At 47.1% G+C, this 22,875-nt stretch carries 18 protein-coding genes and 1 other annotated feature (1 of these 19 only partly in view); all 18 genes read right to left on the bottom strand.

Annotated features, from left to right (window positions below; genetic code table 11):
- Nucleotides 1-77, bottom strand: a binding site (T-box leader); it reaches 205 nt to the left of the window's first position.
- 155 nt (nt 78-232) lie between these two features.
- The gene (locus tag MKY73_RS05025) at nt 233-1,756 is read right to left on the bottom strand and encodes a LysM peptidoglycan-binding domain-containing protein (protein WP_339306003.1); all 1,524 of its coding nucleotides are present in this window, start codon (nt 1,754-1,756) and stop codon (nt 233-235) included.
- Between the two features lie 361 nt (nt 1,757-2,117).
- Nucleotides 2,118-3,020, bottom strand: a complete 903-nt coding sequence (locus MKY73_RS05020; RefSeq protein ID WP_339306002.1) for an RluA family pseudouridine synthase — start codon at nt 3,018-3,020, stop codon at nt 2,118-2,120.
- A complete protein-coding gene (gene hemL, locus MKY73_RS05015; protein WP_339306001.1) occupies nt 3,017-4,321 on the bottom strand; it encodes a glutamate-1-semialdehyde 2,1-aminomutase in 1,305 nt (434 codons plus the stop codon). Before hemL ends, MKY73_RS05020 begins: the two co-directional genes overlap by 4 nt.
- Nucleotides 4,322-4,347: 26 nt before the next feature.
- Nucleotides 4,348-5,349, bottom strand: a complete 1,002-nt coding sequence (gene hemB, locus MKY73_RS05010) for a porphobilinogen synthase (RefSeq protein WP_017692601.1) — start codon at nt 5,347-5,349, stop codon at nt 4,348-4,350.
- 100 nt (nt 5,350-5,449) lie between these two features.
- A complete protein-coding gene (gene cobA, locus MKY73_RS05005) occupies nt 5,450-7,012 on the bottom strand; it encodes a uroporphyrinogen-III C-methyltransferase (protein ID WP_339305999.1) in 1,563 nt (520 codons plus the stop codon).
- Between the two features lie 4 nt (nt 7,013-7,016).
- Nucleotides 7,017-7,973 (bottom strand): hydroxymethylbilane synthase, encoded by a 957-nt coding sequence (gene hemC / locus MKY73_RS05000; protein ID WP_339305997.1) that lies wholly within the window; start codon nt 7,971-7,973, stop codon nt 7,017-7,019.
- 2 nt (nt 7,974-7,975) lie between these two features.
- Nucleotides 7,976-8,626: a bifunctional precorrin-2 dehydrogenase/sirohydrochlorin ferrochelatase gene (locus tag MKY73_RS04995; protein WP_339305995.1), complete on the bottom strand. Its 651-nt coding sequence runs from the start codon at nt 8,624-8,626 to the stop codon at nt 7,976-7,978.
- A gap of 5 nt (nt 8,627-8,631) precedes the next feature.
- Nucleotides 8,632-9,420, bottom strand: a complete 789-nt coding sequence (gene ccsA, locus MKY73_RS04990) for a cytochrome c biogenesis protein CcsA (protein WP_339308489.1) — start codon at nt 9,418-9,420, stop codon at nt 8,632-8,634.
- 53 nt (nt 9,421-9,473) lie between these two features.
- Nucleotides 9,474-10,859 carry a glutamyl-tRNA reductase gene (gene hemA, locus MKY73_RS04985; protein ID WP_017692596.1) on the bottom strand — a complete coding sequence of 462 codons (1,386 nt, stop codon included), beginning with the start codon at nt 10,857-10,859 and terminating at the stop codon, nt 9,474-9,476.
- A gap of 342 nt (nt 10,860-11,201) precedes the next feature.
- Nucleotides 11,202-11,603, bottom strand: a complete 402-nt coding sequence (gene speD, locus MKY73_RS04980) for an adenosylmethionine decarboxylase (RefSeq protein ID WP_339305993.1) — start codon at nt 11,601-11,603, stop codon at nt 11,202-11,204.
- Nucleotides 11,604-11,938: 335 nt separating this feature from the next.
- Nucleotides 11,939-12,526: a non-ribosomal peptide synthetase module gene (locus MKY73_RS04975; RefSeq protein ID WP_339305991.1), complete on the bottom strand. Its 588-nt coding sequence runs from the start codon at nt 12,524-12,526 to the stop codon at nt 11,939-11,941.
- Nucleotides 12,527-12,793: 267 nt separating this feature from the next.
- Nucleotides 12,794-13,450 (bottom strand): ribosome biogenesis GTP-binding protein YihA/YsxC, encoded by a 657-nt coding sequence (gene yihA, locus MKY73_RS04970; protein WP_339305989.1) that lies wholly within the window; start codon nt 13,448-13,450, stop codon nt 12,794-12,796.
- A 156-nt stretch (nt 13,451-13,606) separates the two neighbouring features.
- Nucleotides 13,607-15,946, bottom strand: a complete 2,340-nt coding sequence (lon, locus tag MKY73_RS04965; protein ID WP_339305988.1) for an endopeptidase La — start codon at nt 15,944-15,946, stop codon at nt 13,607-13,609.
- Nucleotides 15,947-16,032: 86 nt separating this feature from the next.
- Nucleotides 16,033-17,787, bottom strand: a complete 1,755-nt coding sequence (lonB, locus tag MKY73_RS04960; RefSeq protein ID WP_339305986.1) for an ATP-dependent protease LonB — start codon at nt 17,785-17,787, stop codon at nt 16,033-16,035.
- Between the two features lie 165 nt (nt 17,788-17,952).
- Nucleotides 17,953-19,050, bottom strand: a complete 1,098-nt coding sequence (ispG, locus tag MKY73_RS04955) for a flavodoxin-dependent (E)-4-hydroxy-3-methylbut-2-enyl-diphosphate synthase (RefSeq protein ID WP_339237119.1) — start codon at nt 19,048-19,050, stop codon at nt 17,953-17,955.
- 120 nt (nt 19,051-19,170) lie between these two features.
- Complete coding sequence (clpX, locus tag MKY73_RS04950; RefSeq protein WP_253440333.1) at nt 19,171-20,424, bottom strand: ATP-dependent protease ATP-binding subunit ClpX; 1,254 nt, start codon at nt 20,422-20,424, stop codon at nt 19,171-19,173.
- Nucleotides 20,425-20,436: 12 nt separating this feature from the next.
- The gene (gene clpP, locus MKY73_RS04945; protein ID WP_036605886.1) at nt 20,437-21,027 is read right to left on the bottom strand and encodes an ATP-dependent Clp endopeptidase proteolytic subunit ClpP; all 591 of its coding nucleotides are present in this window, start codon (nt 21,025-21,027) and stop codon (nt 20,437-20,439) included.
- A gap of 378 nt (nt 21,028-21,405) precedes the next feature.
- Nucleotides 21,406-22,746, bottom strand: coding sequence for a trigger factor (gene tig / locus MKY73_RS04940; protein ID WP_339237122.1), 1,341 nt, complete (start codon nt 22,744-22,746; stop codon nt 21,406-21,408).
- Nucleotides 22,747-22,875: the final 129 nt, after the last annotated feature.

The following is a 22,875-nucleotide window of genomic DNA, read 5'->3' as shown; positions in this document are numbered from 1 at the left end:
CCTGCGGAATCTCACAGCGTTGCGATTCCACTCTCTGAAAGGTCATACTGTCTACTACTCCCGTTCCACGTTGTTCTTCAAAAAACCTACACACATCATACCTTGCTCGTGCGCGATAGTCAACCTGACAACAGCGGATAAAGTGCGCTGGAATGCAGGTTTAGGGCAAATCATGCAAAAACCCGCAATCCTCAAGGGGATCACGGGTTATAACGAAGGCTTTAACTACGGATTAAGGGATGTACAATATCTGACCTTCTTCCACAACTTGTTCAGATAATCGATTATACAACTGAAGTTCCCTCGTGCTCAATTGGTATCGATCCGCAATGGCATCCAGTGTATCTTCCCGCTGGACAATACACAGTTTCACCTTACGGAATGGCGTCTGGTCCACAATCGTCCCCAGGAACAGATTCTTCCATTCCACATCCTCAGGTGCATACGTTTCTTCCTGTATCACACCGGCTGGTACCTCTTCGTTTCTCTCCACTTCAGCATCTCGTGCTGATCTGCCGGAGGATAACAAGGAAGAGATCCCCACACCCTCCGCTTGTCTTGGAGCGGATTCCTTTTTACTGCCAAAAGCAACCTTCATCTCCGGCTTGTCTTCCGTCTCAGCAACAGGTTCAGGGACAGATGCTTCGTTCTGCACAAACTCATCTACCTCAGTCGCTTCAAAAGACTGGCGTTCTTCCTCTGCATTGCCTGCTTCGGACGTACCGAATACACCTTGCCAGTTCTCCGCTTGTGGTTCAACCGGAACATCAACTGCCTGATTCTCCTGCTGAGGTACAGATCTCGCTGATTCGAAATGCCATACGTCCGGTACATCTGGTGCTGCGAACTCATTAGATGATTGAGCAGCAGGTTCTCGGACTTCTTGATCTGAATTTCTAGGCTCTGTAGGCAATGCATCCACGGAAGGCTCGGACCACGCTGAAGACTCATCTTCCAGAGGAAGCAATGGTTCCGACTCTGGGTAAGAAGCTAACCGATCAGCCGTCTCAGCCATAAATGACGAGATGGGAGAAGGTTCACTGTATGGCTCCTGGGATGCCAGTTCATCTCCATTCGCTGTCAGAGATGCAGGATCTTCGTTTACATCAGGTTGTCTGTTTTCGTTAGCGTACTCCGCACTTTGCTCCGCCGATTGAAGTGGCTCCGCCGAGGATAAGTTCGCATATTCCTGATGATATTCCGGGGCACCATAGGCAAGCTCTGCTGCATTCGCAAGTCTCTCTTCCTCACTCCGCTGGAGCAGATACTCTTGTGCAAATGTGTTGGGATCGCTATCTGTCTGTTCTGCTTCATCGGAACGGTTGGATTGCTGAGCATCCGGTGAGTGGACTACTGTAAACTCATCTGCCGACCACATTTGCGGCTCTTCAGCATGAAAGCCCTCGATGCCTCGCAGCGACAACACGCCAGTAATGTTCAGACTGCGGTTGGACAACAGATCCACGTCAAAATTTTCGATCTCAATGGAAATATCCTCAATCGATCTGACTCGGTTCAGCGGCACTGTAATCTCCACGGGAATGAAATGTTTGAGCTCTTCTGAAGCCTCATTTTCTCCTCTGTACGCACCTGTAAGTAAAAGATGTCCTCTTAAGGTGGCATGATCATCCTGCCCTATGACTTGAATGCGCGGGTATAGTTCAATCTCCTCCAATTCCTCAATCGCAGGAACTCCCTCAGACAAATGAACGCGCTCATAAATATCGAACCGCAAACCATAAGGTTGATTCAACAAAGGTGGCGTCCTCCTTTCGGCATATGTTCACCATGATCCTTCTCATGGGACTGATCCATGGTCCAAATCCTTCGTTACCCCATCTATATGCCTTGAATGAGATGAGCATGCCACCTTTTGAAAAACCTTGCTATATAAAGCGAAATAGAGAATGTTGCACCTAGCCACTTCGATGACAGAATAACCTTCCGATCACTGTTATCCCCAGATTTTTTTGATTCCCTTCTTCAAAGGGAAAATCCGGGGATAGCGTATGCTTCCGAAGCAGCTTTCTTTCAGAAAGCTTTTAGGCGAACGCTCCGCTTCTTCACGTTATTTCTGTCCTCTCCGTTCTCGTGTCACTATTAAAGTTAGCTTTATATCATTTCTTTTCGCGCTCTGCCAGTTGTGTAAAATCGGACGGCCAAGGGTCATTTACTTCAATCATGGCTCCAGTTAACGGGTGGTTAAACTTCAACACTTCTCCGTGAAGCGCCTGTCGGCCAATGGCATCCGCTCTCCCACCATACAACTCGTCACCAATGAGCGGATGTCCTGCATAACTCAGATGTACACGAATTTGGTGTGTGCGTCCTGTGTCCAGCTTCAATCGTACAAGAGTTGCCCGTTCCCACACTTCGACGATCTCCACATGCGTAACAGCTTCTTGACCACCTTCAGAGACACGTCTGCGCTGTTTGTGATGTCTGTCCTTGCCAATCGGAGCATCAATTTTGCGCAGTTCTGGGGATAGTCGTCCCCCTGCAATGGCTACATAATGGCGACCAATCTCTTTGCGGCGCATCGCTTCATCCAGTTTGGCGAGAGCAAAAACATTTTTGGCATACAGGACAGGTCCGGTTGTATCCTCATCCAGTCGATGAACATGGCGTACACTTGCCTGTATTCCGTTCATCTCATAATAGGAGGCAACCACATGATCTAGCGTGATGGCCTGATCAGCGCGGCTTCCATCCGGATGCAGTTTCATGCCTGCCGGTTTGTGCATAACCAAGCAGAAATCATCCTCAAACAAGACCTCCGCCTCAGCCCAGCGTGGCTCGACATCGATTGGCTGGGACGCAAAAAGGGCCAGCCGAAGCCGGTCCCCTGCGAGTTGTATTCCTCGGTTTGCTTTAAGCTGACGTAGCAGTTTCTCCGGAAACTGAAGTTCAGACAATAGCCATTGCTCCGCAGCCATCTGTTTGTCCGAGCTGCCGGTTACGGTTTTGCCTGGCATCAGCTCAAGCCATTCCCCGCGGCGTTTCCAAGTTTTAATCGTCATAGCGATTGAAGAGCTTTACGATTCGCCTCGATCGTATCGTCAATATCCTGCTCCGTGTGCACACCAGAGACAAACATGCCTTCGTATTGCGAAGGCGCAACACTCACACCTTGATCAATCATGGCCGCAAAATAACGACGGAATTGATCCAGATTGCTTTCTTTGGCAATATCATAATTGGTTACCGGAACGGCACTGAAGAATGGACAAACCATGGAACCCACACGGTTAATGGTTATCTCGACACCCGCCTCAGATGCATTTTTCTCGAATCCGGCTTGCAGACGTGCAGACAGTGTCTCCAGACGGTCATAGACCTCTGGTGTTAACAATTTGAGCGTGGTATATCCTGCTGCCATAGCCAGCGGATTCCCGCTTAGTGTACCTGCTTGATAGATCGGTCCCGTAGGAGCAATCTGTTCCATCAGATCCCGGCGACCACCATAAGCACCAACCGGGAGTCCGCCACCGATAACTTTCCCCAGACAAGTCAGGTCAGGTGTAACCCCATATCGTCCCTGGGCACAGTTCAACCCTACGCGGAAACCCGTCATGACTTCGTCAAAAATAAGTAGGCTGCCATATTGCGTTGTCAAACTGCGCAAACCTTCCAGGAAGCCGGAAGCCGGAGGTACAACCCCCATGTTACCCGCCACAGGTTCCACAATAACAGCGGCAAGTTCTTCACCATAACGTTCAAAAGCAAGCGTCACGGACTCCAGATCGTTATAAGGTACCGTAATGGTATTCACAGCTACGCCTTCAGGCACACCTGGACTATCTGGCAGACCCAATGTTGCAACACCTGAACCAGCCTTGATCAGCAAGCTGTCCGCATGTCCATGATATGATCCTTCAAACTTCAGAATTTTACTGCGTCCGGTTACCCCGCGTGCCAGTCGAATGGCACTCATGGTTGCTTCCGTACCGGAATTGACCATCCGCACAATATCGATGGAAGGTACACGCTCACAGACCAGTTTCGCCATCTCGGTCTCCAGCAAGGTAGGTGCACCAAAGCTTGTTCCTTTAAGGGCTGTCTCACGCAAAGCTTCTACAACGTCAGGGTGTGCATGTCCCATGATGAGTGGACCCCACGATCCTACATAGTCAATAAAAACATTGCCATCAATATCGTAGATTTTGGACCCTTCGCCGCGCTCCGCATAGATTGGCGTAAGTCCCACCGATTTGAATGCGCGTACAGGGCTGTTCACCCCCCCGGGTATGTACTGCTTCGCTTCCTCAAACGCGCTGCGTGAGCGCTCATCATTACGACGATTACCTTGTTGTACAGTCATGTGTATCCTCCTCAATGTCGATTATTTTATTTCTCAGCCAACCAGCGAGAAGCGTCTTTTCCGTAGTAGGTAATGATCATATCTGCACCTGCGCGTTTCATGCTGAGCAAGATTTCCATGGCAACTTTTTTCTCATCAATCCAGCCTTGAATCGCCGCCGCCTTAACCATGGCATACTCGCCACTTACATTATAGGCAACAAGCGGAAGATCAAATTGATCCTTGATGGTGCGCATAACATCCAGATAGGAAAGGGATGGTTTTACCATCAACATGTCGGCTCCTTCCAGCACATCCGTTTCGGCTTCACGCAGAGCTTCTCGTGCATTGGCCGGGTCCATCTGATACGACTTGCGGTCCCCGAATTGTGGCGTTGAATCTGCTGCCTCGCGGAATGGGCCATAGAATGCAGAAGCATATTTTACAGAGTAGGACATGATCGGAATGTGACTGAATCCATTCTCATCCAGCCCGGCACGGATCGCTTGTACAAATCCATCCATCATGTTGGATGGTGCAATAATGTCCGCTCCTGCTTTGGCTTGGGACACTGCCGTTTGCACGAGCAGATCAAGTGATTCGTCATTTAACACATCTCCGCAGATGTGACCGTCAATCTCCACGGTGTGTACCATACCGCAGTGACCGTGATCTGTGAATTCACACAGACAAGTATCTGCAACAACCAGCAGTTCTGGGTACCAGGATTTGATCAATCTCGTCGCTTCCTGCACAATGCCATCTTCAGCGAAGCCAGATGAACCCACACTGTCCTTCGTCTCAGGAATACCGAACAATAACACGGCTGGAATTCCCAACTCGGCAATTTCTGTTACTTCTTCCTGAAGACGATCCAGCGAGAAACGGAATACCCCAGGCATGGATTTGATTTCGGATTTAACATTTTCTCCATACGTTACATAGATCGGTTGAATAAAATCATCCACGGTTAGATGGGTCTCTCTGACCATATTGCGAATACCTGTGGATTGGCGTAAACGGCGATGCCGTACAATTGGAAAACTCATACGTGTAAACCTCCCTGAAAGTGTAATAGAGCAAAAAGGGAAGCGCGCTGGTATCCTATCGAATTCAGCACGCTTCATATGTCAACATATTACATGTGTATTAATTACGAAGAGCGCCTTCTTTGGTGCTTGTCCGTTTCCAGTCGCATAGAACGGTGATCAAGCTATCCATCGTTGCTTCCTCTGCCATGAGTGTAACACGCAGTCCAGCGGCCTCTGCTGTCTTCGCTGTAACCGGTCCGATACATGCAACCTCCACATCTTTTAACAAAGGCAGCGGATCTTGCAATCCCATCCGTTTCAACATACTCATGAAGTTGGTAACCGTCGATGAACTTGTGAAGGTCACCGCATGTATACCGCCTTCTTCAAGCAGCTTGAGCAGTTCATCATCATCTTCACCAGCGAGGATCGTATCATAGATGATGGCTTCGGTGACTTGAAGTCCTCGTTCTCGCAGCTGGTCACGTAACCACGTACGAGCCAGATCACCGTGCGGAAGCAGGACTTTCTGGCCTTCCTTCAATTCACTCTCAAAAGCCTCAAGCATGCCTTCGGCCTGGAAAGGACCTTTGACAACCTCTGCAACGATGCCATGTTTGCGCAAAGCGTCTGCTGTGGATGGTCCTACGGCAGCAATTCTTGCCTGATGAATCGAGCGAATATCCTTGCCTTCCTGTTCCAGATGGCGGAAGAAGAACTCCACGCCGTTCACACTTGTGAAAAATACCCAGTCATAGGTATTTAAAGCACTGAACGCGTCTTTGACACTTTGCTGTGCAGATTCACTGGAAGGCATGACCGTCTCAATGACCGGAAACTCATACGGTTCGCCGCCGAGTTCCTCAATGCGATTCACGAGTTCACTCGCCTGACTGCGAGCACGGGTCACCAGAATTCGTTTGCCAAACAGCGGCAGCGCCTCTGCCCATTTCAACTGTTCCCGTTGATTCACGACATCCCCTACCACAATAACAGCAGGCGGTTGGAAATTGGCTGCGATCACTTTCGCTTCTATATCTTCAAGGGTACCTGTAATGGTATCCTGTTCCGCTCGTGTTCCCCAACGAACCAGTGCTACTGGTGTTTGTGCTGGACGACCATGACGAATCAACTGTTCGCTGATATAGCCAATTTTGGCAACACCCATCATAAATACAAGTGTACCCGTCGCATTCGTCACTTTATCCCAATGGATGCTGCGATCGAGCTTGTCCGGACTTTCATGCCCCGTAATGATGGAGATAGAGGACGCATAGTCACGGTGTGTCACGGGAATTCCGGCATACGCGGGCACACTTATCGCAGCTGTTACCCCAGGCACAATCTCAAATGGAATGCCGTTTTTGTGCAGCAAATCCGCCTCTTCGCCCACGCGTCCAAAGATCGTCGGATCGCCACCTTTAAGCCGTACCACAACTTTGCCTTCCAGAGCCAGATCAACCAACAGTTGATTGATCTCTTCCTGTTTCATCGTATGCCGATCCGGGCGCTTGCCCACATAAATCTTGACCGCGCCAGGTTTCATTTGTTTCAACAATCTCGGACTTGCCAAACGATCATAGACTACAGCATCGGCTTTACCGATGGATTCCCACCCTTTTACCGTAATCAGCTTTGCATCCCCAGGACCTGCTCCTACCAAAAAGACCTTCCCCACCATGTCTTCATCCCCTAACTTCTGCCAGTATCTGCTCTGCTCCCCGTTCGATCAATCTCCAAGCCACTTCTTCTCCCAGACGAACCGGGTCTTTGCCAGTCAGAGCTTCCTTAAGAATCAGTCCACCATCCGGTGTACCGACCATACCTGTTAATTGTAACGTGTTTTTGCCATTCAGGGAATCTGCATCTTGCTGAGGCACCCACACCGCATGAGCACCAATCGGAACCTGACAACCCCCATTCAATACACTGAGAAAACGGCGTTCCGCCTGTACAGGAAATGCTGTCTCGGGATCATTATACAGCTGCAACAAGTGCAACAATTCCTCATCGTCTTCACGGCATTCGATACCAAGCGCCCCCTGGCCCACGGCCGGAAGGCAAGCTGTCTCGGTCAAGTACTCGGTAATCCGGTCTTCCCAGCCCATCCGGTACAACCCTGCAGCAGCCAGAATAATCGCATCAAGGCCTTCAGTCTCCAGCTTCCGCAGACGGGAATCGATATTGCCGCGAAGCGATTCCAATTGCAAATCTGGACGATAGGCTTTTAATTGACTGGATCGGCGCAGACTGCTTGTCCCAACTCTTGCGCCTTCTGGCAATTGATCCAGCGTAAGTCCATCATTGGAAATGAGCGCATCCCGTGGATCTGCACGACGGGGAACAGCGCCATTAATTAATCCTTCGGGTAACTCGGAGGGCATATCCTTCATGCTATGCACAGCCATATCAATGGTACGATCAAGCATCGCCTGTTCAATTTCTTTGACAAACAATCCTTTGCCTCCCACTTTTGACAGCGTTACATCCAGAATGAGATCTCCCTTGGTAACAATCTTATGTACTTCAAAGTCAAAAGCTAATCCTTCCCGCTCACAAATGTCGCGTAAATCCTGAATAACATGGCCTGTCTGGGTTAGCGCAAGCGCGCTCTGTCTACTTCCAACTTTAATTGTACGCATATCTATACTTCCTCCTGATTACGGGATATCCAGTCCCCGATTTCTTCTTCGGTCCACCACCGGAAATGGCCTGTACGAATATCTTCTAATATGTGCATTTCAGTTAACTGCCGAAGCAACGTACTTCTGAGACTAGAAGAAGATACGCGTGACTTCACCTCGGTCCTCATCTGGTGCAAAAACTCTAGATACGTCTCATACTCATCACCAAACTGTCGTTCAAGTGTGGCACGTATCTCAGCAGCTGCTGCCGGCCCCGCTCCTGCTGTGGATATCGCTATGCTTAATCTCCCGCGCCTTACCACGCTTGGCGTAATAAAGCTGCTGTGCTCCGAAGACATCGCGTCATTCACTAATATGCCCACAGCCTCCGCATCCCGAACCACAGTTGAATTGACCTCTGACCGGTCAGTCGCTGCATATACGAGAAAGGCCCCCCGCAAATCTCCATTGCGGTAGGACCGGTCTATCCATTGAATTCGGGATTCATGATGCAGTTGTTGTAATACGGGAGTAAGCTCGGGACTAATGACCGTAATCTGTGCCTCGGCATGCAGCAATCCCTTAATTTTACGCTCGGCCACACGTCCACCACCAACCACGCAGCACTTCTTGCCTGAAGTATTCACAAATATCGGTGTGTAACGGTCCATCCTCTTCACTCTCCCGTCCAACGATGAAACGCTGAATACGCATTGGATAAAAAACTTATAATGACAAATGCGTACCCGATCAGAGTCCATCTTGCCATGATGATCGTAGAGAACTGTTTCCTTCTCTTGGATACGAAGTAACCCACATAGATGGCTATAGCAAGACCTGTCGAAATAACTTTGAGATCCAAGAGTAGAATCCAGCGTCTTTCCGCCACAATGGATAATACGGCAAGCATCACAGAAACCCCAAGGAGCGGTGTTCCTATCAACGTAGCACCATCCATATACTTACCGATCACTTCCAGGCTTGGCAGCCGGCGCATCGTATCATTCCACTTTTTTTTCTTCAACTTACGGTGCAAGAACAGATATAACAAGGCAAATACCGTAGCAACGGTTAACGATGCAAAACCAAGATTCGCCAGGGTAATATGCATGATGAGTAATCCATGTACCGTTTGCCAGTTATGCAGTGATATCTCTCCGGCCGTAAACCACAGTCGGTTTAATACCGTAACGGAGAAACCTACAACATTCAGCAACAAAATCACAAATTCGGAACGCTGGATGCGAGTCATGACGAGAGACATCAACACAATACTGAATGAAAATATAAACAAAAAATCAAAGGTGGTATAGATGGGGAAATGGCCTTCAGTCCACATGCGCATAATGACATGTGTGACCTGCAGTCCCCAAACAACAACAAGAAACCCTGTGCCTGTCCGCTTCGCCCCCGCATTGCGTCGAATGCAGTCCGAGAAATAGAACAGTAGGCTCAGGGCATACATATAGATTAGAGCTTCATAGACTTGTTCAGCAAGGGTCAAGCTGCCCACCCGCCTTATACGCCTGCCGGAGCATAAGCCGGCACGGGGTCTTGCCGGTTTTCGTTAAGGTGTGCGGCTGGTTTCGCCAGAGCTGTGGCATCACTCTGACTCACTTTTTCAGCAGCCATCTCTACTGCATCTTCCAGAGCGAAAATCTGAGTAAACATGCGCAGAGCTTCATCACCTTGCTTCGTGCCTGCCATTTCCTTAATCCGATTAATCGGATCTGTTGTCATTTGATTCACAATACTCTTGGTCAAACGACGAATGACTTTACGCTGATGTTCATCGAGCTCAGGCAGTTTATTAAACAGGCTATCCATCGTTTCTTCATGAATGGAGACCCCTTTTTCCTGCAAAGCGCGAATAACGGGACGAACACCCAACGTTTTGAGCCAATGGTAATAATCCTCCATCTCAAGCTCGATCATTCTCTCAATCTTGGCAGCTTCCACCTTACGCATCTCCAGGTTGCTCTCCACGATTCCTTCCAGATCATCAATGTCATAGAGAAATACGTTGGATAATTCACCAATCGCCGGATCAATATCGCGTGGGACCGCAATATCAATCAGGAACAATGGACGAGATTGACGACGCTTCATGCTCTCCCGTACCACTGCCGCATCCATGACATAACGTTCAGCTCCAGTGGAACTAATCACAATGTCAACTTCATTAAGTCGATCTAATGCCTGTTCCATCGTACAAGGTGTACCCCGGAACTTGGCTGCCAATTCTTCGGCTCTTGCGAGCGTACGATTCGCCACGATGACTTCGGATGCCCCGTTGGCATAGAGATGTTTCACGGTTAGTTCACTCATCTTGCCGGCACCCAAAATGAGCACCTTCTTGTCTGTGAACATGCCAAAGATCCTCTTACCGAGCTCAACAGCAGCATAACTGACAGATACGGCGCTCTCCCCGATGGAAGTCTCCGAATGTGCCCGTTTGCCCAGCGTAACTGCCTGTTTGAACAGCTTATTAAACCAGGTGCCTGTTGATTTCTCTTCCTGAGCTTTAAGAAAAGCCTGTTTCACCTGTCCAAGAATCTGAGTCTCACCAATGACCATGGAATCCAGTCCGCAGATCACACGGAACAAATGTCGCATGGCTTGGTCATCTTCATATATATATAAGTGTTGCGTAAATTCTTCCCGTGGTACATTAAACCATTGTTCCATGAATGTTCGAATAAAATAACCACACATGTGAAGACGGTCCACCACAACGTACAACTCGGTACGGTTACATGTGGCTACGATTACACCTTCCAATACACTCTTGGTCAGCTTGAGCTGCTGCAGCGCTTCAGACAAGTCCTTTTCTGCAAATGTGAATCGTTCCCTAACCTCTACAGGCGCCGTGCGATAATTCAAACCAACGACAACGATGTGCATTGCAAGTTCACCTGCCTAATAAATTTCCAATCAAAGTGCTTACTGCATATGTCTATCCATTTATGATTGACATGGTTAATTATATCACACATCATAGCCCTGACCGGGTCATTTTTATGAAATGTTTATGAAATCCCCATGTTCATCATCATATGCACTGTCATTTATTGTAGTGTCTCACCAAAGTTCACCCTTATGCGTTAAAATGTGTCGATTATGAATATTCATAACGATATGGATATTAAAACAAATAGCCATGGAATTATTCCATGACTATTAGAGTTTGGGAGGTTATGCGTCCATCCCGATATGTGAACATTGTGTATGCAATATACTATTTATTTAAACCCGTTCAATCTGGTTGTTCATCTCTGGAGTTTCAACTTGCAATTCGCCCAATCCACGTACCAGCTTCTTTGCATACGTTTTTTCAGGCTTTAATACGGATACCAGGTAGTCAATGGCCAGTTGTGGGTCAACGGTATCTCCACAAGTGTAACAATCAATCGCTGCAAAACCTCTCTCAGGATACGTATGAATGGAGAGATGGCTCTCAGACAATAGTAGAAGTACGGTCGCTCCCTGTGGGTCAAACTGCTTGGACTGCACGGACATTACTGTCGCGCCACATGCCTCCGCTGCTTCAATCATTTGGGCTTCCAGATACTCTGCATTGTTCAGTAGATTAAAGTCGACACCCCAAGTATCAATAGCAACGTGTCTTCCGAAAGTTGAATATTCCATCCTTCGGTTCCCCCTTCCTAGGAATAAAATGTTTGAAAAATTTCATCCGCTAGGACCTACGTCATTCACTTCCCGAGGGAAAAATCTCTCGCAACATATAATGTCCTGAGTGAATCCTGGTTCCTATATTCTTTTCAACGAGATTAAAAATAACATTGAATCAGAGTGAAATCAACCCTTTTCCAGAAGATTGTAAAATAAATATTTTCAATGCGGAATATTTGATCTCACATCAAAAAATCCCCCTGAAACCTCCGCATTGGCAAGTGCCACAGCCCGGAAGAAACAAGGGAATTCATTACATTCATATACGTGTATAAAGATACACTTTCAGGTTAATAAGCTTCAATCTCAAACAACCGTTTTTGATAACGAGCAAGGCTCTCATCAATCTGATGAAGCTGATCAGCAGTCGCATCTTTTCTAGTGTCCAGCAGTGAATCAATCTCGGCATACACACGGTTGATTTCGCGTTCTACATCTCTGGCCTGGAACAGCTGTTGCAATTCAAGCAACGTATTTTTGTATTCATAGATCACTCGGGTGTTCTCCCCGGTTTTCTCCACAATTTTACGGACAGTGCCTTGAGCATAAACATACGTCATGGTGAACCCTTTATAGATCCGATGAACAACCCCGTCACCCTTAAATGTCATAAAGAGCTTCCGGACCACATTGGTAAGATGCAGATTCACCAGGCGGCAAGATAACTCACAGATATAAAATCCTTCTATGCGGTCAAAAGGGAAATGAACCTCTTCTCCACTTACATCCCCCAGCACAACCTCCTGACACCCATTGTCCAACACCTTAACCCGATGATGGAGTCGGCCGTCTTCTGTCATGCGCAAAAACTGATGCATCTGGGGTTCTGACAATTTCATAGTGGCCTTAACATACTCTGTGGCTAACCGCTGAGCCATACAAATCCCTCAATTCTTTCCCGATTGTTTTGCCTTCCTGCACATGAAGCAGTAATCTCAAAATTCTTCAGGCCGGCAAAGCCGGTGTTTTGGGTACTGCTGGCAACATGCACCTATGCTCATTATACACTAGCTTAACGCTATTTTTCTCCAGACCCAGATGATGAATTCTCACGAAATTCCATAAAAAACCGGATTAATCTTGATCTCATCAAAGATTCACTTAACATGCTCACTTTCCCGCACTAAAACAGTATACTATCTCGGTTATCCGTTAATTTCGTTGTTTTCTTCCTCTTCAGAAGCACCCTCTGCATCCAGCACTGGTGCATACTTATCGATGCGGGCATGGCGGGTAATGATATCCCATAATTCTTCTTTCCCCAATCCCTCTTCGGATGAAAACGGCACAAACAAATCCCCTGAACGTAGACCCAGTGATTCCTTAATGACTTTGATATGTTTGGCTCTGCGTGTTTTTGGAATCTTGTCCATCTTGGTTGCTACGACAACCATAGGCAATCCGTTATGACGAAGCCACTCATTCATCATCTTGTCATCCTTGGATGGCTCATGTCTCATATCCACCATCTGCATAACCAGTTTCAATTCCTCACGTCCGAGCAAGTATTTCTCCATCATTTTACCCCAGGCAAAGCGTTGCTCTTTGGAAACTTTAGCGTAGCCATATCCCGGGAAATCGACAAAGTAGAGATCCTGATTAATTTTATAATAGTTGAGCTGCTGTGTCTTACCCGGTGTTGAGCTTGTCCGAGCCAAATTTTTGCGATTGATCAAACGATTGATCAGGGAAGATTTCCCCACATTGGAGCGTCCCGCCAACGCAATCTCTGGCAGACCGTCATCTGGGTATTGTTCAGGCCGAACGGCACTGATAATAAATTCAGATTGATTTACTTTCATATTGTATCTTTCCTCTCTTGAACGCCTTTACTATGCATAACCCACTGATGGTATTATGCCATGGATTGTTCTATCATACCAAAAAAACCGTTCCAGCGGATGCCGAAGCCTCCGCAGAACGGTCTACTCTTCATACGAACCTTTCGGATACGTGGATTACAGGTGGATTCCTGCCTGCTCAACAAGCGCATGCTGCAATACCTGATCCATATGGGCGACCGGGACAAACTCCACATCTTCCTTGATGCTGTCTGGAATGTCACGCAGATCCCGTTCGTTATCCTTAGGCAATAATATTTTTTTATAACCTGCACGATGGGCTGCCAGTGATTTCTCTTTCAAACCACCAATTGGCAACACCCGTCCACGCAATGTTATTTCACCAGTCATGGCGATATCCTTGGATACATGTTTGTTCGTCAGAGCTGAGATTAACGCTGTTGCCATCGTAATCCCGGCAGATGGACCATCCTTCGGAATCGCTCCTTCCGGAACGTGGATATGAATATCGTTCTTCTCATGGAAATCAGGCGCGATCCCAAGCTGCGTAGCTTTGGAACGTGTGTAACTGAATGCGGCTTGTGCCGATTCCTTCATGACATCCCCCAGTTTACCTGTCAGAGTCAATTTACCTGTTCCAGGCACAACAGTCACTTCAATGACAAGGGTATCTCCGCCAACTTCCGTCCACGCCAGACCCGTTACGGTACCAATCTGATCTTCCAGTTCGGCCATGCCATAACGGAACTTGCCAGGTCCAAGATAGTCTTTGATCTCATCTGATGTGATGTTAATCTGACCTTCCACACCAGACACGATATTCTTGGCAGCTTTCCGGCACAACGAAGCCATCTGCTGTTCCAGATTACGTACACCTGACTCCCGTGTATATTCACGAATTACACGCAACAACGCGTCATCCGGGATTTCCAGTTGTTCTTCTTCCAGACCATGGTCCTGCTTCTGTTTGGGCAACAAATAGTTTTTCGCAATTTGCAGCTTCTCCAGCTCCGTGTAACCAGGGATGTTGAGCATTTCCATCCGATCCAGCAATGGACGCGGAATATTGTGTACCGTATTGGCAGTTGTTATAAACATAACGTTGGATAAGTCAAACGGCAATTCTACAAAGTGATCACTAAACGTATTATTCTGTTCCGGATCAAGGACTTCAAGTAACGCTGCAGAAGGGTCTCCGCGGAAATCTGAAGCCATTTTATCAATCTCGTCGAGCAGGAATACCGGATTAAGTGATCCCGCCGTTTTCATTCCCTGAATGATACGACCAGGCATGGCTCCTACATAGGTGCGTCGGTGTCCACGAATCTCGGCTTCATCGCGCACGCCGCCAAGAGAGATTCTGACAAACTCCCGTCCCAGCGATCTCGCGATCGAACGGGCAAGTGATGTTTTACCGACCCCTGGAGGTCCAACCAAGCAGAGAATTGGCCCTTTAAGCTTCTTGACGAGCTTCTGGACCGCCAGATATTCAAGCACACGTTCTTTGGGCTTTTCCAATCCGTAATGATCTGCATTGAGCACATCCTCGGCTTTTTGGATATCCAGATCATCTGCTGTCATCTGGCTCCAAGGAAGGCCGAGCAGCCAATCGACATAGTTGCGGATGACTCCGCCCTCGGCTGAACTTGCAGGCATTTTCTCCAGTCGATCAATTTCTTTCTCAACCTTTTCTTTCACCTTGTCCGGCAAGCCGAGTTCTTCCATCTGCGTGCGAAGTTCCTCAACCTCACCCGCTCGGCCTTCTTTTTCACCCAGTTCTTTCTGGATTGCTTTCATCTGCTCACGCAAATAATATTCCTTCTGCGTTTTCTCCATCTGTTTCTTCACACGTTGGCTGATCTTGCGTTCAAGCTCCAGCACTTCGCGCTCATTGTTCAGGATATCCAGCAATTTCTCCAGACGTTCCCGAACGTCGATGGTCTCCAGAATTTCCTGTTTATCCTTGATCTTCAAGGACAGGTGACTCGTGATGACATCGGCCAAACGCCCTGGTTCTTCGATGTCAGACACCGCAGCAAGTGTCTCTGGTGTCACTTTTTTGGACAGATTAATATAATTCTCGAACTGGTTCAGAACGGTACGCATCAAGGCATCCGTCTCCGGATGGGTATTCTCCTCTTCAGGCAGCTCTTTTGCCAGTACTTCATAATATTCCTCGTTGTCCGTATATTCAATAATTTCAGCCCGTTCCAAGCCTTCCACGAGTACACGAATCGTACCATTCGGAAGCTTCAGCATCTGTCTGACCTTGGCCACGGTTCCGATTCTGAAAATGTCTTCTTGTGTTGGTTCTTCAATATTTACTTCGGCTTGGGAACATAGGAGAATCAGATGTTCTTCTACCATCGCTTTTTCTAAAGCCTTGACCGATTTCTCCCGGCCCACATCGAGATGCAGTACCATACTCGGGTAGACGAGAAGTCCTCTTAAAGGCAGTAAAGGAAAACGACGACCTTTCGCTTTGCTCGGTCCCATCGCTTTCGCACCTCCAATGGCTCTCAGGTTGTAGTCATTCATTATTCTATCAAATGTTCACATAAAAAACCAATGAAGGGAAGCGTTTAGCAGCTTCCCGAATCTGTAACCTGTCCTGGACGAGGCACGTCAGCACGCAAATAGGAAGCAGATGCCGGTGGAAAAATCTCCGGTGTAGGGGTAACTGTCTCCTCTGCAAGCTTCGTCTGTTCCATCTGTTGTTCCGGAACCCAGGCGAACACTTCACGGAATACGTCCTGTACCGTATCTACCGGAATAACGCGCAAGCCATCCAAGTTCTCGAAAATGGACTGCCAGTTCTCGGCGGGAATAATAACCGTCTTCGCTCCCGCCTGAAAAGCAGCCTCCACCTTGGCCAGCACGCCACCAATTGGCTTGACCCGACCATGAATACTGATCTCGCCAGTCATCGCTGTCTCATGATCCACAGGACGTCCCTGAATGGCTGATGTAATGGCAGTCGCCATGGCAATTCCGGCTGATGGACCATCAATAGGCGTCCCACCTGGGAAATTCACGTGTAAATCGTAATCATTCGGACGAATACCCATGGCTTTTAATACGGTTAACACATTTTCAACCGAGCCTTTAGCCATACTTTTCCGCCGGAGTGTACGCGAACCGCCTCCAATCTCTTCTTCATCCACAACGCCTGTGATGTTAATTCGGCCTTGATCTTTAAGAGCCGGAACAGCAGACACTTCAATTTCCAAAATGGTTCCCATATTCGGTCCGTATACCGCCAAGCCGTTAACAAACCCCACCTGAGGCTGTGAAGGGACCTTCCGGTCAGGCCGTGGCTGAATCTGACTGCTACCAGCCACCCACTCTACATCGGACGCTTGGAGCGTCTCACGCTTCTCTGTCAGCGCAAGTCCAGCAGCCAGCTGGATGATATTGACCGCTTCACGTCCGTTGGTTGCATATCGCTTAACCACCTCAACGGCATCCGGACACGGACTGAACCCTATTTTCTGAACAGCATCTTCTGCAATTCGTCCAATCTCTTCAGGCAACAAAGGACGGAAATAAACTTCCATGCAGCGCGAACGCAAGGCCGGTGGCAGTTCATGAGGGGAACGTGTCGTTGCTCCAACAAGGCGGAAATCGGCCGGCAGGCCATTTTGAAAAATATCGTGGATATAAGCAGGAGTATGCGTGTCTTCCGAGTTATAGTACGCACTCTCCAAAAACACCTTGCGATCCTCCAACACTTTCAACAGCTTATTCATCTGAATCGAATGCAATTCACCAATTTCATCAATAAAAAGCATTCCCCCATGCGCTTTGGTCACAGCCCCCGGTTTCGGTTGAGGAATACCTGCAACGCCCATGGCTCCTGCTCCCTGATATATCGGATCATGAACCGAACCAATTAAGGGGTCCGCAATACCACGTTCATCAAAACGGGCTGTTGTTGCATCCAGCTCGGTGAATTTCGCGTCTGGTTTGAAAGGGGAAGATGGATTCTTCTTCGCCTCTTCCAGCACAACCCTTGCGGCAGCTGTCTTCCCGACTCCGGGAGGGCCATAAATGATAACATGTTGCGGATTCGCACTGCATAATGCAGCTTTAAGGGCACGAAGCCCGTCTTTTTGCCCAACAATATCATTAATGGTAGCTGGACGTGTCTTCTCCGACAGCGGCTTGGTGAGTGAGATCGAGCGCAGCTTGCGCAGTTTCTCCAGTTCCTTGCGAGATTCACGCTCAACAGCACTGCGGTTCGTTTTCTGGCCACGCAGCAGGTTCCAGAAATACAAACCAATCACCACTCCAAAAAATAACTGAATCAACATTATGAACATTCCGAAATCACCCATGTCTCAACATCCTCCTTCTGTCCCTATTCTCATATGAGATCATGCTAATACTTGGTAGTATAGCCTTTTCAACGAGACGTAAACGGGCAATGCGGAATTTGTAGACGAGAATATAAAAAGCCCGCCATTGCTGGCGAGCTTTTGTTGTGACAGGATATGAATCAATCAGTGCGAACGACCAGGAATAACACCTGTCTCTTCGTAAGCTTCGACGATTTTGTCGATCTCTTTTTTCAATTCCTCAACCATGATTTCTTCAGGCACTTTACGGATCATCTTGCCATGACGGAACAAGAGACCTTCTCCACGAGCACCAGCAATCCCGATATCCGCTTCTTTGGCCTCACCTGGACCGTTAACCGCACAACCCAATACCGATACTTTAATCGGTACCTTAAGTTTGGAGATATACTCTTCCACTTCGTTGGCAATGGAGAACAGGTCGATATCCAAACGTCCACATGTTGGGCAAGAGATCAATGTGGCTGCATTCGTAATAAGTCCAAATGTTTTGAGCAGATCACGAGCAACCTTGATTTCTTCTACCGGGTCCGCACTCAGTGAGATCCGCATCGTAGAACCAATACCCATGGACAACAAGGCTCCCATACCTGCAGAGCTTTTGATCGTACCGGAGAACAGTGTACCTGCTTCGGTAATCCCGAGGTGCAGCGGATACGGAATAATCTGAGCTGCTTTGGTATACGCCTCAATGGCCATCGGCACATCCGATGCTTTGAGTGACACGATGATATCGTGGAAATCAAGCTCTTCCAGAATACCAATGTGATACAATGCACTTTCTACCATAGCATCAGCCGTAGGATACCCATACTTCTCAAGAAGATGGTTTTCCAGAGACCCCGCATTTACCCCGATCCGAATTGGAATACCGCGCTCTTTACATGCTTTCACGACTTCTTCCACTTTGGAACGTTTACCGATGTTACCTGGATTAATCCGTACTTTATCAATACCATTCTCAATCGCAAGCAAAGCCAGCTTATAGTTAAAATGAATGTCCGCTACGAGCGGTATATTAATGCGTTTTTTGATTTCCTTGATGGCTGCGGCAGCTTCCTCGTTATTCACCGTGACACGTACCACTTGACAGCCCGCTTCTTCCAGTCGCAGAATCTCTGCAACCGTTGCTTCAACATCTGCCGTTTTGGTTGTACACATACTTTGGATAATGACTTCGTTACTGCCGCCGATCGTTACGTTTCCCACTTTCACGGGACGTGTATCCTGTCTTAAATACATGAGTGATTTCTCTCCCCACAACGTCAAAGCTCCACCCTGACAGAGACATGAATTCGCCTTCTGCCAAAGTGGAGAACTGACAAGTCTATATTTCAGAGTTCAACGGGATTCAAGCCTTTATTAGGCGCTTTCTTCCTGCTTATCGTCCTTCGATTGGCTTAGTTCAGGCACAACTCTTTTCTCAACCACTTCTTCGGTAATGACACAATTCGTAACATCTTCACGTGAAGGCACTTCATACATGATTTCAAGCATGATCCCTTCAATGATGGCACGTAATCCACGTGCACCTGTGTTACGTTTAATTGCTTCTTTTGCAATCGCAAGCAATGCAGCTGGTTCAAATACCAGATTCACATTATCCAGCTCAAGCAGTTTTTGGTACTGTTTGGTAAGCGCATTTTTTGGTTCGGAAAGAATCCGTACCAAGGTATCTTCATCCAGCGGCTCCAAAGTGGAGATGACTGGCAAACGGCCTACAAACTCCGGAATCAGACCAAATTTCAGCAAATCTTCCGGCAATACCATGCCCAGGTATTCGCCTGGTTTCAGATCTTTTTGCTCGGAAACGGTATTGAAGCCAATGACTTTTTTACCGATACGGCGTTTGATCATTTGCTCCAGACCATCAAAGGCACCGCCGCAGATGAACAGAATGTTCGTTGTATCGATCTGAATGAATTCTTGATGAGGGTGTTTACGACCACCTTGTGGTGGTACAGAAGCCACAGTTCCTTCAAGAATTTTCAAGAGAGCCTGTTGCACACCTTCGCCCGATACATCACGAGTGATGGATGGGTTTTCGGATTTACGCGCTACTTTATCAATCTCATCGATATAAATAATGCCACGCTCTGCTTTTTCCACATCATAATCAGCAGCCTGGATCAGTTTGAGCAGGATGTTCTCTACATCCTCACCTACATAACCTGCTTCTGTTAATGACGTAGCATCCGCAATCGCAAAAGGTACATTCAAAATTTTTGCCATCGTTTGTGCAAGCAACGTTTTACCAGAACCCGTAGGTCCTAACAGCAAAATGTTACTCTTCGACAATTCAACGTCTTCGATCTTGCTTTGTGTGTTGATCCGTTTGTAGTGATTATACACCGCAACAGACAATGATTTTTTCGCTTGTTCCTGTCCAATAACATATTGATCCAGAATATTACGAATTTCTTTTGGTTTCGGAATATCTTTCAGGTCTATTTCTTCATCATGACCGAGTTCTTCCTCAACGATTTCGGTGCAAAGTTCGATACATTCATCACAAATGTACACGCCTGGTCCAGCGACCAGCTTACGTACCTGCTCCTGAGATTTACCGCAAAAAGAGCATTTCAGTTGCCCTTTCTCATCGTTAAATTTAAACATGAAACCACCCCTTTAGGAATTGATCGGTCTACTGAGCACCTGGTCAATAATGCCGTACGTCTTAGCTTCTTCAGCGCTCATGAAGAAGTCACGGTCTGTATCCCGCTCAATTTTCTCAAGAGGTTGACCCGTACGATCGACGTATATTTGATTCAGTTTCTGACGTGTTTTAATAATCCATTCTGCGTGTATCTTAATATCCGCAGCCTGTCCTTGAATACCGCCAAGTGGCTGATGAATCATTACTTCACTGTTCGTCAGCGCATATCTCTTGCCAGGTGCACCGGCTGTTAGCAATAACGAGCCCATGCTTGCTGCCATCCCTACGCAAATGGTAGATACATCCGGCTTGATAAATTGCATCGTATCGTATATACCCATCCCTGCGGTGACAGAACCACCAGGTGAGTTAATGTACAAGCTGATATCCTTTTCAGGATCGTCGGCTGCCAAAAACAAAAGCTGTGCTATGACAAGATTGGCTACATCGTCATCAATCGCACTGGTTAGAAAGATAATGCGATCTTTCAGCAAACGTGAATATATATCGTAAGACCGCTCGCCTCGATTGGTTTGTTCTATAACCATTGGCACCAGACTCATGAGACCAACCTCTTTTCTACATGTAATTAGACATAGGCCACCTGTAAAGCAAACCCAAATTCATTCTAACACTTTCCTGTGACAATGTCATTTTTCACAAGAGGGGTCAGATATCAGTTTGATTACTTTTTAGCCTGATCATATTTAACCATGTTTTCTATGTATGTGCAAATTGAAGCCATCCTATGCCGTCTTGCCGTTTTTTATTTGCTTGAAGTACATAGGTATGTAAAAAGTGTACACAGATCAGTAAAATTAGTTTACACCCATATAATTACTTCATTTTCTATAAAATGGATGTAATAATTTAAAAATAAGGCACGCAATAATTCACGTGCCTTATCGTTTATTCAACTGACAAGTTGATCACAGCTTGTCTTATTTTTCGTCAGCTTCTGCAACAACTTCTTCAGCCGGAGCTTCAACCGGTTCAACAACTGTGCTGTTCTCAACAAGAACGTCAATCGTTTTACGCAGTTTCACTTCATCGCGAAGGCTGTCCAGGGAACCATTACCTTCGAGGATGCCACGGATCTCTTCAGCAGGACGCTTGTAAGATTCAGCCATTTTCTCGAGTTCTTGATTCACTTCTTCATCAGATACTTCAATGTTCTCCGCTTTACCTACAGCTTCAAGCACCAGGTTGTTGCGAACACGTTTGGAAGCATCTTCTTGCATTTGTCCTCTCAGGTCAGCTTGAGTCTGGCCAGAGAAGCTCAGGAACATTTCAAGGTTCATACCTTGGTTACGCAGACGGTTGTCGAAATCACGCATCATGTTTTGTACTTCGCTGTCAACCATTGCAGCTGGAATGTCCACTTCAGCGTTCTCAGCCACTTTTTCTACAACTGCATTTTCTTGTGCAGCTTTAGCTTCGTCTGCTTTACGGGATTCCAATTGTGTTTTCAGGTCAGCTTTGTACTCTTCAAGCGTGTCAAATTCGCTAACATCTTTAGCAAACTCATCATCCAATGCAGGAAGCTGTTTGCGCTTGATTTCGTGAATTTTCACTTTGAATACCGCTTGTTTGCCAGCAAGTTCTGCTGCATGGTAGCTCTCTGGGAACGTCACTTCAACGTCTTTGAAGTCACCTGTGGACAGACCCACAACTTGCTCTTCAAATCCAGGAATGAAAGTGTTGGAACCCAGTTCCAGGGAATAACGCTCAGCTTGTCCACCTTCAAAAGGTACACCATCAACGGAACCGTCGAAGTCGATTACTGCAACGTCGCCGTTAGCAGCGGAACCTTCGTCAAGTACAACGAGTTCAGCGTGACGTTGTTGAAGACGCTCAAGTTCTTCAGTCACGTCTGCTTCAGTTACTTCACCTTTTGCTACAGCAACTTCGATTCCTTTGTACTCACCCAGAGTAACTTCAGGTTTCACAGTTACTTTCGCTTTGAACTTGAATGTTTGTCCTTTAGCGAATTGTTCAACATCTACGTCAGGACGATCAACCGGGAAGATATCCGTTTGGTCGATTGCTTCTGTATAAGCTTCAGGAAGCAAAATGTCGATTGCTTCTTGATAAAGACTCTCTACACCAAAACGTGCTTCGAAGATGGAACGTGGTACTTTACCTTTACGGAATCCAGGTACGTTTGCTTGTTTAACCACTTTATTAAAAGCTTTGTCGAGTGCTGCGGTTACACGATCCGCATCCACTTCAACCTCAAGAACCCCAAGGTTCTTCTCTATCTTTTCCCAAGTTGCTTTCATTGTATACTTTCCCCTCCAAAATTCACATGTTCACGTAGGCAATCACGTACAAAATAACCATTTTAGTATAAACAAGATTAGATTCTTTTTCAAGGGGAATCCCTTGATAGAGTTTAAGGAAAACGTTTC

It is taken from the genome of Paenibacillus sp. FSL R5-0519, assembly GCF_037974275.1.
In the GTDB taxonomy this organism is placed as follows: Bacteria; Bacillota; Bacilli; order Paenibacillales; family Paenibacillaceae; genus Paenibacillus.
This window is presented reverse-complemented; position numbering and strand designations above follow the sequence as displayed.

Coding starts and splice junctions, on each gene's coding strand:
- MKY73_RS05020 (WP_339306002.1), bottom strand. CDS start 3,020: ATGACGATTAAAACTTGGAAACGCCGCGGGGAATGGCTTGAGCTGATG.
- hemL (WP_339306001.1), bottom strand. CDS start 4,321: ATGACTGTACAACAAGGTAATCGTCGTAATGATGAGCGCTCACGCAGC.
- hemB (WP_017692601.1), bottom strand. CDS start 5,349: ATGAGTTTTCCAATTGTACGGCATCGCCGTTTACGCCAATCCACAGGT.
- cobA (WP_339305999.1), bottom strand. CDS start 7,012: ATGGTGGGGAAGGTCTTTTTGGTAGGAGCAGGTCCTGGGGATGCAAAG.
- hemC (WP_339305997.1), bottom strand. CDS start 7,973: ATGCGTACAATTAAAGTTGGAAGTAGACAGAGCGCGCTTGCGCTAACC.
- MKY73_RS04995 (WP_339305995.1), bottom strand. CDS start 8,626: ATGGACCGTTACACACCGATATTTGTGAATACTTCAGGCAAGAAGTGC.
- ccsA (WP_339308489.1), bottom strand. CDS start 9,420: ATGTATGCCCTGAGCCTACTGTTCTATTTCTCGGACTGCATTCGACGC.
- hemA (WP_017692596.1), bottom strand. CDS start 10,859: ATGCACATCGTTGTCGTTGGTTTGAATTATCGCACGGCGCCTGTAGAG.
- speD (WP_339305993.1), bottom strand. CDS start 11,603: ATGGAATATTCAACTTTCGGAAGACACGTTGCTATTGATACTTGGGGT.
- MKY73_RS04975 (WP_339305991.1), bottom strand. CDS start 12,526: ATGGCTCAGCGGTTAGCCACAGAGTATGTTAAGGCCACTATGAAATTG.
- yihA (WP_339305989.1), bottom strand. CDS start 13,450: ATGAAAGTAAATCAATCTGAATTTATTATCAGTGCCGTTCGGCCTGAA.
- lon (WP_339305988.1), bottom strand. CDS start 15,946: ATGGGACCGAGCAAAGCGAAAGGTCGTCGTTTTCCTTTACTGCCTTTA.
- lonB (WP_339305986.1), bottom strand. CDS start 17,787: ATGGGTGATTTCGGAATGTTCATAATGTTGATTCAGTTATTTTTTGGA.
- ispG (WP_339237119.1), bottom strand. CDS start 19,050: ATGTATTTAAGACAGGATACACGTCCCGTGAAAGTGGGAAACGTAACG.
- clpX (WP_253440333.1), bottom strand. CDS start 20,424: ATGTTTAAATTTAACGATGAGAAAGGGCAACTGAAATGCTCTTTTTGC.
- clpP (WP_036605886.1), bottom strand. CDS start 21,027: ATGAGTCTGGTGCCAATGGTTATAGAACAAACCAATCGAGGCGAGCGG.
- tig (WP_339237122.1), bottom strand. CDS start 22,746: ATGAAAGCAACTTGGGAAAAGATAGAGAAGAACCTTGGGGTTCTTGAG.